Source organism: Sutterella massiliensis, assembly GCF_016899755.1.
GTDB lineage: Bacteria > Pseudomonadota > Gammaproteobacteria > Burkholderiales > Burkholderiaceae_F > Sutterella > Sutterella massiliensis.
In genome coordinates this window covers 73,517-86,114 of record NZ_JACJJC010000012.1, presented here as the reverse complement: position 1 = coordinate 86,114, position 12,598 = coordinate 73,517, and the positions used below count along the sequence as shown (strand labels likewise).

Sequence of the window (12,598 nt, the reverse complement as noted above, 5' to 3'; positions counted from 1 at the left end):
CGTCAGCCCCGTTTCCCTGCAAGGGGATAGAGGTGGTCAGTGCCGTTCCCAAACCCGCGGGAAGCAATCCCGCGGACCTCAAGAACGGAGTGCGGTGATGGATGCAGCTCTGGTCGGAGAGAAATCTTCTTCTAAATGCGATCCGAAGATCGGGGAAGAACGAGTTGGCTTTATATGCTCAGATATTTAGGCATATTTGGGTATATATAGACAATTCATTCAGTACGGTTGCGTCAATCAGAGAAGCGTTCAGGACGGCAAGCGTTTGGGCAAACAACTCGAGGTTGACTTTGTCGCCAACCAAGGCAGCCGGCGAATCTACAGCCAGTCCGCTTTTCGGTTGCCTGATGAGGAGAAGCTTCGTCAAGAGAAGGCATCGCTATTGGCGATACGCGATGCGTTCAAAAAGCTCATTATTGTCGGGCACCCGATCAAAGCGACTTACGATCAGGACGGCATCTACTACATGAGTATTTTTGATTTTCTTCTCAAGTCCGACTCTTTGCTTTGGTGATCGTGACGTTGAGGTGCCGCCGGGTTGGAAAAGGACGCTGACTCAGTCGAAACAATCGACGGCGTCAACGTCCTTTATCGGGCCGCTGCAATGACGGTCAAGCATGGCCGCGAAAGAAAACTGCGGGAGCGGATCAAGGCAGGTCAGGGTCAGCCGAGCGCCCGAACCACTTCTGATGGAGTTCCTCGAACTTGCCGTTTGCTTTGAGGGTCTTCAACGCGGCGCTCATTTCATCGGAGAGCTTCGCGTTGGCTTTCGTCGTCACCATGGCGAACTGGTCGGCCGTGGCGATCGGCTCGAGATGAATCGTGTTTTCGGCAATCGAGCTGTTGCGCGAGCGGATGTAGTCGGTGACGGGCTTGTCGTTGATAACGGCGTCGGCGTTGCCCGCAAGCATGTTGAGAATAGCGTCGCCAGCACTCGCAAACGTTGTGACTTTGGCGCCTTCGATCTTTTTGGCGTAGGCCATTGAAGTGGAGCCGATCTGCACGGAAATGTGCTTCCCCTTCAAGTCGTCGAAATCCTGGATGCCCGCTTTGTTGGCTTTGGGCACGACGATCGTCAGGCCCGAGCGGTAGAAGGGCACGGTGAACCTCAAGCGCTTGGCGCGTTCGGGCGTGATCGAGAAGCCCGCGGCGCCCGCGTCGACGGTGCCGGAAATGAGTGCCGGGATGATGGCGTCAAAGCTCATCGATTCGAGTTTGAGGTCCTTGCCCATCACCTTTGCCATTTCTTTGACGAGGTCGACCTCAAACCCTTGGAGTTCGCCCGTGTTGCTGTCATAGAACTCAAAGGGCGGGAATGTTCCTTCGGTGGCGACGCGCCACGTATCCGCTGCGAGCGCGCCGCCGGCGACACCCAAGAGGGCAATGAGGGCCGCACTCTTGCGGCAGAAGGCTGCGATTTGCATGATGTGTTTCTCCGGTTCGCAAATGCGTGATTGACTGTCGATCGGGCGCTCACGCGCGCTCAAAAGCACTTTCGGGTCGCCGCCCGTAGTTCGATGCCGGGCGCTTGTTATTGCGAGGGGAACCCGCTTAGCCGCGCCGTGCACGAGAAAAATATAGGGGCGTGAAGCCTCTTGAATACAGGCGTCGCGAGGAATAATCGGCGCACTTTTGCGCATGGCGGCAACGTTCTAGGGCCGACCTCCAATTTGTCGATAAAAGTGAACGAAACGGTCGCTTTCGACGGTATCGGGCGGCGTTTTTCGACAGATGCCGAACGAAACGGTCGTGCGCGTTAACGGGCGGCGTACTTGACGAGGTTTGGGCGGCGAGATAGCGGTTTGCCGCGCCGCACACATATTCCCAATGCGGCAGCGCATGTCCCGAGCGGCGCGAGCGACCACGGGTGAGGCGCGTGCAGATAAAATGCTCAAACTGCGTTGCTGCGTTCGCTTTGCTGCGGGCGCGCGAAAACGATTCAAACAAAACAAGTAGGAGCGCCTGAAAGCAAATGACGCCGAGCCACAGCCAAGAATTGATCCGTACGGTCATGATGAAGGACCCCGCCTGCCAGAGCCCGGCCGCGGTCGTGCTCGGCTCGCCCTGCTATCAGGCGCAGATGCTGCATCGTGCGGCGCGCTGGTGCCGCCTGCAGGGCTGGCCCGGTTTGGGCGGGTTCTGTTCGACCGTCGGTCGCATGCTGACGGGCATTGAAATCGATCCCGAAGCCAAGATCGGCCGGCGCGTTTTCATGCGTGCGGGACTCGGCGCCGTGATCGGTGCGGGCGTTGAAATTGCCGACGACTGCGAGATCGGTTCGTTTGTCGTGATCGAAGGTCGTCCGGGCGAAGCGGGTGCGCCCGTTCTCGAGGCGGGCGTCACTGTCGGCGCGGGCGCCCGTATCACGGGGGCGCTGCGCGTTGCCGCAGGCACGCATGTCCCGACCAACACGGTCGTCACGGGCGATTATCCGCCGCCCGCTGCGCCCGTCGTGCCCGAACCCGATCCGGAAGCGCCCGAGGCGCCCAATATGGCCGAGCTCGAACGGCTCGCGCTTGAAGCGGAAAAAGGGGTTGCGGCTTTTGAAGAGCAGGTGAGCGCTCGTCCGGGCCGTCCGGCATAACCGGCGTCGGCGCGAGGCCGTTGCTCCCGTCCTGCCGGAATCGCCGCTGCTCGCAGCGACTTCATGACTTGAGAAGGCTCGTCCGAAACCGGTCGGGCCTTTTTGTTGCGGTTTGGCTCGAAGGCTCGGTGCCGCACGCGTTTCGACTTCAGTGCAGCGTTGTTACAACAGCGAAGTTATTCCTAAGTAGGTAAGGTATTTTCACCTAGGGTGTGTAGCGGAGCCGCTTACCGAGGTGAACGGCTAACTATTTGTTTACGTTGATTTATGAGGCGATTTTTCACCGCCTGTAAGGGCGTCTCGAAATGTCGTATGAAATCAACGAATGAACTTTCGTTCTAGAAATGGCCATTGCGCGCCTCTCGAAGGAGGTAGATAATTTGGCCGTTCGATATCGAGCCCGTTCTCGGGCTCGGGTCGAATCGATAGGGCGACCCGTCCGCGCTCTCGGCAAAGGTCGAAGGTGCGGCGCGGCACTGCCGAACGACCCTTTAAGAGACCAACCGCATGCCGCATCCCGAAGACAGCGTCCGTTTTGAGCGCTTCGAGGCGGGGGCGGCCGACATGAAAGGCATAGCAACATGGCTCAGACTCCCGAGTTCAAGTACGCGCCGATGTTCCAGCACGGCAAGGATGACACCGAGTACTACCTCCTCACGAAGGAACATGTCTCGGTTTCCGAATTTGAAGGTCATCCCATTCTCAAGGTTGAGGCCGAAGGCCTCACGAAGCTCATCAACCGTGCCTTCACGGACGTGAACTTCATGCTGCGCCGTGCGCACAACGAACAGGTCGCCAAGATCCTTTCGGATCCGGAAGCGAGCGACAACGACAAGTACGTCGCCCTCACGTTCCTGCGCAACGCCGAAACGGCTGCCAAGGGTGTGCTGCCCTTCTGCCAGGACACGGGTACGGCCATCGTTCACGGTGAAAAGGGCCAGCAAGTTTGGACGGGCTTCTGCGACGAAGAAGCGATCTCCAAGGGCGTCTACAACACCTACACGAAGGAAGCGCTGCGCTACTCGCAGAACGCGCCGCTCTCGCTTTACGAAGAAATCAACACGAAGTGCAACCTGCCGGCTCAGATCGACATCGAAGCGACGGAAGGCATGGAATACAAGTTCCTTTGCGTCGTCAAGGGCGGCGGTTCGGCCAACAAGTCGTACCTCTACCAGGAAACGAAGGCGCTCCTTAACCCGGGCAAGCTCGTTCCGTTCCTCGTTGACAAGATGAAGAGCCTCGGCACGGCTGCCTGCCCGCCGTACCACATCGCCTTCGTGATCGGCGGCACGTCTGCCGAACGCACGATGCTCACGGTGAAGCTCGCCTCCTGCCACTACTACGACGACCTGCCCACGACGGGCGACGAGACGGGCCGCGCCTTCCGCGACGTTGAGCTCGAACAGCAGCTCCTCGAAGAAGCCTGGAAGATCGGTCTTGGCGCTCAGTTCGGCGGCAAGTACATGGCCCACGACGTCCGCGTCATCCGCCTGCCGCGCCACGGCGCGAGCTGCCCGGTCGGCATGGGTGTTTCCTGCTCGGCGGACCGCAACGTCAAGTGCAAGATCGACAAGGACGGTCTCTGGATCGAAAAGCTCGACGACAATCCCGCGAGCCTCATTCCCGAAGAATATCGTCGCGCCGGTGAATCGGGCGGCGTGAAGATCGACCTCAACCGTCCGATGAAGGACGTGCTCGCCGATCTGACGAAGTACCCGGTTTCGACGCGCGTCTCGCTCACGGGCACGATCATCGTCGCTCGCGACATCGCGCACGCCAAGCTCAAGGAACGCCTTGACCGCGGCGAAGAGCTCCCCGACTACATCAAGAACCATCCGGTTCTCTACGCCGGTCCCGCCAAGACCCCCGAAGGCTATGCTTGCGGCTCGATGGGCCCGACGACCGCCAACCGCATGGACCCGTATGTCGATCTCTTCCAGTCGCACGGCGGCTCGATGGTGATGATCGCCAAGGGCAACCGCACCCAGGTTGTGACGGACGCCTGCCAGAAGCACGGCGGCTTCTATCTCGGCACGATCGGCGGCGTGGCTGCCGTGCTCTCGAGCGACAGCATCAAGAGCATCGAATGCATCGAGTTCCCCGAACTCGGCATGGAAGCGGTCTACAAGATCGAAGTGGTCGACTTCCCGGCCTTCATCCTCGTCGATGACAAGGGCAACGACTTCTTCAAGCAGCTCAAGCCTTGCAAGATCGCCGTGAAGCCCTGCTGCGGCAAGTAATCGGCAACCTTACGCGACGCGGCTGCGCGCCAAGCGCGGCCGTCGCAGAAGGCCAAAATGAAAAGAACCTCGGACGTCGGTCGCGAGGTTCTTTTTTTTTGCGGGCTGACTCCGCCAAGCAGGGCGCCGGTTCTCGGCGCCCGTACTGCCCGGCTTAGCCGGCCTTGACGCCGTTCATGCGCTCGATAAAGCCGCAGAATAGACCGAAGCCGACGGGCAGGCTCTCTTCGTCCTGGATGTCGAAGTCGGCGCGGTGGTGGCCGTTCTGGTTGGCGCCGTAAAGCACGTAGGCCGCGCGCCCGCCCTTTTCGATCACGCGGTGCATGAGCATCGTGCAGTCTTCGCTCCCCGAGGGCTTCGAGACGTCGAGTACGCGCTTGACGCCCGGGACCTTTTGGGCGACTTCGCGCACGATGTCGATGAGGTCTTCGCAGACGGGAAGGGTCGTCGCTTCACCCGCACGTTCGAGCTTGGCTTCGACTTCGTAGCACGCCTGAACGCCTTCGACGATGCGTTCAACCGATTTCACCATGTATTCGTTCACGGCGGGCGTTTCGCCGCGCACTTCGAGCTGCATGTCCGCATGCACGGGCGTGACGTTGCGCCCTTCGCCCGCATTGAGGCGACCGATCGCCACGCGCGTCATGCCTTCGCCGCTGCGCGGAATGCCCTGCATCATCATGGCGGCTGCGCACGCAGCCATGAGGGCGCTTCTGCCCTTCTCAGGGTCAGAACCCGCGTGCGAGGGACGACCGCGGAAGTGGAGGTCAAGCTTCGTCGAGGCGAGAAAGCCCCCGTGGCAGAGGCCCACTTCGCCCAAGCGGCAGTGCGTGCCGACGTGTGCGCCCAAGAGCCAGTCGACGTCGTCCACAACACCCGAAGCGGTCATGGCGGCACCGCCGCGCACGCCTTCTTCCGCAGGCTGGAAGAGGAACTTCACGGTGCCCGTCAGTTCGTCCTTGTGTTCGAGCGCCCAGCGCGCAACTTCAAGCCCGACGGCCGTGTGTGCGTCGTGGCCGCACGCGTGCATGAAGCCCGGGCGTTCGGAGGCGAAGCCGTCGCGGGCAGGGGGATGGTCGGGCGAATCGGATTCGGTGACAAGCACGCAGTCCATGTCGCAGCGAATCGCAGTGACGGGACCCGGACGTCCGGTTTCGAGCACGGCTACGCACCCCGTGTAGCCTTCGGTCTCGTCGATGAAGCGCTGCGGGACGCCCGCGGCGAGCGCGCGCTCGATTGCTGCCTCAACGAGCTTCGGGTCGCGGCCCATGACGGCTTCGGGGTTGATGACCTTCGTGCCGAGGAGTACTTGGAGCCCGAGTTCGCGCAGGCGTTTCGTGACGAACCAGGTGGTTTCAAACTCGGTCCAGCCTTCCTCGGGGCGCTTGTGAAGCGCGCGTCGGTTGGCAATCATCTCGTGCAGGTATTCTTCGTGCGAGAGCATGGTCTGCGTCCTTTTCAACGTTGATGTCGGTGGTCCTTGTCGTTTCGCGCCGATTCAGCCCGATTGTCGAGGCGCCCAATAAGAAGCGCCGCTTTTCCCGAGCGGTTCGTCTCGGTCCAAGCGGCGCGTGGGCGCTCCGGCGGAACGCTCGGCGTCGATCGTTTGAGCTTAGCAGACGCCGAGCGCTTTCGAGCACGAGCGCTTTTAGTCGGGCACAAACGCCTTGACGGCGGCCATCTCTTCTTCAAGATCGGCGATGTTTTTGGCGATGCGCGCCTGCTGCTCTTCGTTGAGCGTGAGGCCCTTGACGATTTCGTAAGTGCCGTCGCCCTTCGCGATGCAGGGGAACCCGAAAATCATGCCTTCGGGAACGCCGTAGCTGCCGTCGGAGGGAACACCCATCGTCACCCAGTCGTCGGCGCCGAGCGCCCAGTCGTGCATGTGATCGACGGCGGCCGACGCGGCCGATGCGGCCGAACTCGCGCCGCGCGCGGCGATGATGGCGCTGCCGCGCTTGCCAACCGTCGGGATGAATTCTTCGCGGATCCACTGGTCGGTGACGAAGTTGTCGGCAGGCTCGCCCTTAACGGTCGCGTTCCAAATGTCAGGCGCCATCGAGGGCGAGTGGTTGCCCCAGACGGCCATGTGACGGATGTCGGTGACATCCGTGCGCGTCTTTTCCGCGAGCATGGCCATCGCGCGGTTCTGGTCGAGGCGCAGCATCGCCGAGAAGCATTCGGGCGCGAGGTCCGGCGCGTTCTTCATGGCGATCCAGGCGTTGGTGTTGCAGGGGTTGCCCACCACGATCACCTTGACGTTGCGGCTCGCCGTTTCATTGAGCGCACGGCCCTGTTCGCGGAAGATGGCGGCGTTGGCTTCGAGGAGGTCGGCGCGCTCCATGCCGGGGCCGCGCGGACGCGCGCCGATCAAAAGCGCGTAGTCTGCGTCGCGGAAGGCTTCGCGCGGATCCTGCTCGGCGCGCATGGACTTCAGCAGCGGAAAGGCGCAGTCGGCAAGCTCCATCATGACGCCTTTGAGCGCAGCGCTGCTGCGCGGATTCGGACGCTCGAGAAGCGAGAGATGCACCGGCTGGTCGGGCCCGAACATGGCGCCCGAAGCGATGCGAAAGAGAATGGCATAGCCGATGTTGCCGGCGGGGCCCGTGACGGCAACGCGAACCGGTTCCTTCATGATGTCGACTCCTTTTGTATGACTTGTTGTGAAGTATATGGGGTGCGCTTCAAGCTCGATTCGATCAGATGCTCGTCGTGAGCGTCACTTCCGCTTCGAGTTTGGCGAACGTGGGCGGCGTCTTTTCCTTGTGGCGATCCGTGTAGCCGCAGTGGAGCAGCTCGTGCGCCTTGTGGCTGCCGGGCTTCTTGAGGAAGTTCTCGTATAGCCGCACGACGTCCGGATTTTCGTGCGAGCTGCGAACAGGGAGCTCTTCGTCGATGCGGTAGACGGTTTGCTGCCGAACCGGCAGATTCGTGCGCCAGCGGCCCTGCGCGGTGCCGCCCCCGCCGATGCAGCCGCCCGGACATGCCATCACTTCAATGAAGTGGTAGGGCGAGGTGCCGTTTCGCACCATGTCGATCAGGGGACCCACATGGCGGATGCCGTAGACGACCGCGACGCGCAGCACGCCGAAGCGCTCCGTTTCGAGCGTCGCTTCCTTGGTGTTCGCGAGCCCGCGCACGGGTTCGAAGACGAGGTTTGCGGGTGCTTTGCCGCCCGTGAGGGCCGCGACCGTACGAAGCGCCGCTTCCATAACGCCGCCCGTTGTCGCAAAGAGCTGCGCGGCGCCCGAGGCTTGCGTCATGAAGGGCGTGTCAAACGGCACGGGCTCGAGCGAAGCGGCATCAACTCCGCCGCGCTCGAAGAGGCGAGCGAGTTCACGCACCGTGAGAACGAGATCGGTGTCGGGACGCGCCTCGCCTTCACGCAAGAGCTGCGGGCGCAGCGCCTCGTCCTTCTTGGCCGTGCAGGGCATGATCGAAATCACGCGGATGCGTGCGGGGTCGATGCCGAGCGACTGCGGCAGCCACGTTTTCGCGAGCGCCGAGAAAATCGCCTGCGGCGAACGCGTTGAAGAAACGTGCTCGAGAATGTCGGGCGCGGACTTTTCGGCGTGATTGATCCAGCCCGGGCAACAGGACGTGAACATCGTGTCCGGGTGCGTCGCGAGCGTGCCCGCCGCTTTCTGGCGCTCGAGCCGTTCGATCAGTTCCGTGCCTTCTTCAAGAATCGTGACGTCGGCCGACCAGCGGGTGTCCATGACGAAGTCTGCGCCGAGGCCCTTCAGTGCCGCGACCATGCGTCCTTCGAAGTTTTCCCCGGGCGCGAGTCCGAGCACTTCGGGGAGCGTGACGCGCGTTGCGGGGGCGAGCTGGAAAATCGTGACGATTTCGGGATCGGCGAGCATGTCGAGCGCGCGGTCGACCTCGTCGCGCACGTCAAGCGCCCCCGTGGGGCAGACGAGCGTGCACTGGCCGCACTGAATGCAGCGGTCGGATTCGGCCCAGGGACGTCCGTCAAAGCCCACGGCCGCACCCGTGCCGATGCCTTCGAAGGTGATGGCGCCGATGCCGTGCACCTGGCGGCAGACTTCAACGCAGCGCAGGCACCGAATGCACTTGTCGGGCGTAAAAACGAGCGCGGCGGTCTTGTCTTTTTCGGCCGTGCGCGAGACATAGCGGCCGCTCAAGCGCCCGAGATCGAGCCCGACCGTACGCGCGACGTCCTGCAGTTCGCACTGCCCGTGGCGCGCGCAAGCAGAGCACGTTTCGCAGTGGTCGGCAAAAAGGAGCGAAGCCTGGAGCTTGCGCGCTTCGCGCACGCGCTTCGAGCGCGTTTCAACTTCAAGTCCCGGCGTCATCCGGGTGTCGCAGGCGGTCGCGAGCGAATAAGCGGCTTCGCCCGGCGCCTTGATTTCGACGAGGCACATGCGGCAGGTGCCCGGTCGGTGCGCGAGCGCGGCGAATTCGCAAAGCGTCGGTACGGGAATGCCGGCGCGGCGTGCGACTTCGAGAACGGTTTCGCCCGGCGCGAAGCGCACTTCGCGTCCGTTGATTCGAGCCGATTCGGTTCGCGCGGCGGCAGCGGCGCCGCTCTCGATCCGTTCGATCGGGTGCAGTTCAATATGCTTCATTTGTTCGTTGCCTCGCGCTTTTTCAGAGTTCTTCAAGTTCCGTCTTGCCCGGAATCGGGCGCAGCGTCGAGACGGCAAAAAGCCGCAGGCAGCGCATGCAGCGCTTGGCTTCGGCAACCGCCGCGTCTTCAGGCAGGCCCGTTTCGACTTCGCGCCAGTTGTCGACGCGCATCACAGGGGCGAGGTGCGGCATCTTCGCACGCTTCATTTCAACGACGGCACGCGGGGGCTTCACGCCAGAAAGCGCATTCGTCGCGGCAATCATTTCCGTCATGCGGCGGCGCGCCACAAAGCCCGTGGCGTTCGTCATCAGGTATTCGTGAATGGAGGTCGCGGCACGCTGCCCGTCGGCCATGCCCCAGATAAGGCTCGTCGGACCGGCGGCGGCGTCCCCGCCCGCGAAGACGCCTTCGCGCACGGTCTGCAGCGACTCGTCGACTTCGATCGTGCCGCGGCGCGTGAAGGTGATGCCGTCGGCTTCGCCGAAAATCGAGCGGTCGAGCTTCTGCCCGATCGCGGCAATGACGTGCTTGCACGGGACGACGAATTCGCTCCCCGGGATCGGTCGCACCGAGCGGCGGCCCGAGGCGTCGGGTTCGCCTTCGGCCATGCGAACGAGCTTGATGCCGGCGACTTCGCCGTTTTCAACGATGATCTCGACGGGCGCAGTGAGGAATTCGAAGTGGATCCCTTCATCGATTGCGGCCGTGATTTCTTCGGGGTCCGCAGGCGCCGAGGCGCGCGTACGGCGGTAGCTTACCGTGATGTTGTTTTCGCTGCCTTCTGCGACAAGTCGTCGTGCCGAGCGGCAGCAGTCCATGGCGACGTTGCCGCAGCCGACGACAACGACGCCGCCTTCGAGGCGCGGCAGCGTCGAGAGGTCTTCGACGCGCTCGATGTCGAGCAGGAAGTCGAGGCCCTTTACGTAGCCCTTCGGCATGCGAACGAGCGTCTCTTCGCCCGGAAGTCCGAGGTACTGGCCGAGCCCGCAGCCGACGCCGAGGAAGACGGCCTTGTAGCCTTCGTCAAAGAGCGAATCGATCGTGAAGTCGCGCCCGAGCTTGCGGTTGAAGTAGTACTTGCCGCCCAAGCGTTCGATCGTTTCGGTCTCGGTTTCCAGAAGATTGTTCGGGAGTCGGTAGGCGGGAATGCCAAGGCGCGCCATGCCGCCCGCGTGTGCTTCCATTTCAAAGATGTCGACCAAGTGGCCGCGCTTCAGAAGGTGATAGGCGCAGCTGATCCCCGCGGGGCCGGCGCCCACGACGGCGACGCGCTTCGAGACGGGCGTTTGCTTCGGCGCTTCTTCGTCAATGAAGAGTTTCTCAATCGGCGCGCCGGCGTGGTCGGCGGCAAAGCGCTTCAGATCCTTGATGGCGACGGGGCCGTCGCACTGCGCGCGCACGCACGCTTTTTCGCACGGGCGCACGCACACGCGACCGCATGAACCCACGAGCGGGTAGTGCTTCAGCAGCACGCCCGCGGCGAGTTCCGGATGTCCGTCGCGGATGTAGTCGATGTAGCGCGGAATGTTGACGTGCGCCGGGCACGCTTCGATGCAGGGCGCAGTCGCCGTGGCGTAGAAGTCGCGCGTCGTTTGCGGCATTTCCGGGGCTTCGGCGAGCATCTTCGGGAAGTGCTCGAGTGCGCCCAAAAGCGCAGCCGGGGTCGTGAGGCCGATGCCGCAAAGGCTCGTTTCGGCCATGTTGAGCGCGACGGCGCGGATGTGATCCCAGTCGACTTCGCTGCCGCGCCCCTGCGCGGCGAGTTCAAGCGCTTCGCGGATAAGCACGGTGCCCATGCGGCAGGGCGTGCAGCGGCCGCACGAGAGTGCTTCGGCCTTTTCGTAATAGGCGCGCAGCATCTCAGCGAGCGTCACGCGCGGGTCGAAGACGAGAAAGCCCTGCGGACCGATGAAGCCCGCAACGGCATTGCCGGCATTAAAGGAGAGCAGCTCCGTGATCGGAAGGCCTTCGGGCGCGGAGCCGTTCAGGGTGCGCCGGCAGTCGTACGCGCGGCCTTCCCAGAAGCCGTATATGAGTTCGTCCATGTTTTCGCTCAGTCCTTCCCCGAGGGCGGCGTCCGTTCGAAGCCGCGTGAATGCGGTCGATGGCGGGCGCAGCGCCGCTCGGGCGTGCTGCATCTGAAATGTGCGCGCCTCCCGGGCGCGGCGCCTTTTGCAAAGCGTCCTCGCCAAAGGCACGGCGGCAGCGGGGGTCCTTCGGTGTTCGGGTGTCCGACGTCAGTGCGCGGACGGTTCAGAGGATTCTACAGAAGCCGGGCGCGCCGGCCCATGCCCATGCGGGAATATATAGCTTCAAAACTATCATTTGCCGGGCATTGATTGGAGCATCTTGGGCCTGCGGCGCTATCGGCCTCATCGAGCCGATTCATCGGCCGGATTCGGGCGTTTTGACGGCAAGCCGCGAGGCGGCCGTGCCCGTGAGCGGTCGAAGAACGAGCGGGAAAGACGCGATGCGCTCCAAGAGTCTGCGGCGCCGCACTTCCGGGCTCCAGGCAAAGAGGAGCCGGTCGTAAGGATTCCAAAGCGCGACCCAGCCCAAGACGAGCATTCCTTCGGAAATCGTGCTTGTGACGGTCGGCAGGCTGGGAAAGTCCGCAAAATACCGAACGATCTGGCAGCAGAGCATGAAGACGACGCCCCAGAGAAGCGCCTTCAGCACATCGTTGAGGGCGCGTCGCTCGAGGCGCTTCACTTTGTCGATTCTCAATCGACGGTAGAGGCCGAGATAGGCGTTGAGCCTGCTTTCAAGGCCCGGCGCGATTTTGCCGATCGGCAGGTACACGACGATGCGAGCGGCGGCGCGCTTCGGCAGATCGACCGCCGCATCTTCGATGTACTCGAGCACGTCGGCATTGAGCCGTCGGTAGGGAAGCGGCAGCGGCAGGTCGGAGTCAGCCGCGTCGGCGATATCCGAGAGGACGAGCGGAATTTCATAGACGCCGTCGGGTGCCGCTTGAACGCAGCAGTAGCGCTCTTGGCACAAAAGTGCGGCATCGAAATCTTCCGCGCTGAAAAAGTCGCTGCGCTCTACCGAATTTGTCATGACGCCTACCTTGGCTTGCTGCGGTCGGTACGGGGTCGACCTTTATTCCATTCTTTCTCGCGCAGCGCTCGGTCTACAACCGTACTAACGAGACGATCGCCGAACGAGCGCTTAAGC

General features: G+C 62.6%; 9 protein-coding genes. 3 read left to right on the top strand and 6 right to left on the bottom strand.

The features are described from left to right. Positions 1 to 265 precede the first annotated feature (265 nt). Positions 266 to 514, top strand: a complete 249-nt coding sequence (locus H6A60_RS08400) for an ATP-binding protein (RefSeq protein ID WP_205103383.1) — start codon at positions 266 to 268, stop codon at positions 512 to 514. 133 nt (positions 515 to 647) lie between these two features. Here H6A60_RS08400 and H6A60_RS08395 read toward each other — a convergent pair whose 3' ends face one another. Next, a complete protein-coding gene (locus H6A60_RS08395) occupies positions 648 to 1,424 on the bottom strand; it encodes a basic amino acid ABC transporter substrate-binding protein (protein WP_205103381.1) in 777 nt (258 codons plus the stop codon). A 548-nt stretch (positions 1,425 to 1,972) separates the two neighbouring features. Between H6A60_RS08395 and H6A60_RS08390 the strand changes: the two genes are divergently transcribed. Together H6A60_RS08390 and H6A60_RS08385 are read left to right on the top strand one after the other, a co-directional pair. Further along, positions 1,973 to 2,584 (top strand): serine O-acetyltransferase, encoded by a 612-nt coding sequence (locus H6A60_RS08390; protein WP_205103380.1) that lies wholly within the window; start codon positions 1,973 to 1,975, stop codon positions 2,582 to 2,584. Positions 2,585 to 3,165: 581 nt separating this feature from the next. Beyond that, positions 3,166 to 4,824: a fumarate hydratase gene (locus tag H6A60_RS08385; RefSeq protein ID WP_205103378.1), complete on the top strand. Its 1,659-nt coding sequence runs from the start codon at positions 3,166 to 3,168 to the stop codon at positions 4,822 to 4,824. A gap of 154 nt (positions 4,825 to 4,978) precedes the next feature. Here H6A60_RS08385 and H6A60_RS08380 read toward each other — a convergent pair whose 3' ends face one another. The 5 genes from H6A60_RS08380 to H6A60_RS08360 all read right to left on the bottom strand — a co-directional run bounded on the left by H6A60_RS08380 (position 4,979) and on the right by H6A60_RS08360 (position 12,481). Beyond that, the gene (locus H6A60_RS08380) at positions 4,979 to 6,268 is read right to left on the bottom strand and encodes an amidohydrolase (RefSeq protein WP_239477665.1); all 1,290 of its coding nucleotides are present in this window, start codon (positions 6,266 to 6,268) and stop codon (positions 4,979 to 4,981) included. Between the two features lie 204 nt (positions 6,269 to 6,472). Beyond that, positions 6,473 to 7,462 carry a malate dehydrogenase gene (locus tag H6A60_RS08375; RefSeq protein ID WP_205103404.1) on the bottom strand — a complete coding sequence of 330 codons (990 nt, stop codon included), beginning with the start codon at positions 7,460 to 7,462 and terminating at the stop codon, positions 6,473 to 6,475. A 61-nt stretch (positions 7,463 to 7,523) separates the two neighbouring features. Then, on the bottom strand, positions 7,524 to 9,416 hold the full coding sequence (locus tag H6A60_RS08370) for a [FeFe] hydrogenase, group A (RefSeq protein ID WP_205103376.1): 1,893 nt from the start codon (positions 9,414 to 9,416) through the stop codon (positions 7,524 to 7,526). A 22-nt stretch (positions 9,417 to 9,438) separates the two neighbouring features. Then, a complete protein-coding gene (locus H6A60_RS08365) occupies positions 9,439 to 11,463 on the bottom strand; it encodes an FAD-dependent oxidoreductase (protein ID WP_205103373.1) in 2,025 nt (674 codons plus the stop codon). 340 nt (positions 11,464 to 11,803) lie between these two features. Beyond that, positions 11,804 to 12,481, bottom strand: a complete 678-nt coding sequence (locus tag H6A60_RS08360; protein WP_205103371.1) for a hypothetical protein — start codon at positions 12,479 to 12,481, stop codon at positions 11,804 to 11,806. Positions 12,482 to 12,598 lie beyond the last annotated feature (117 nt).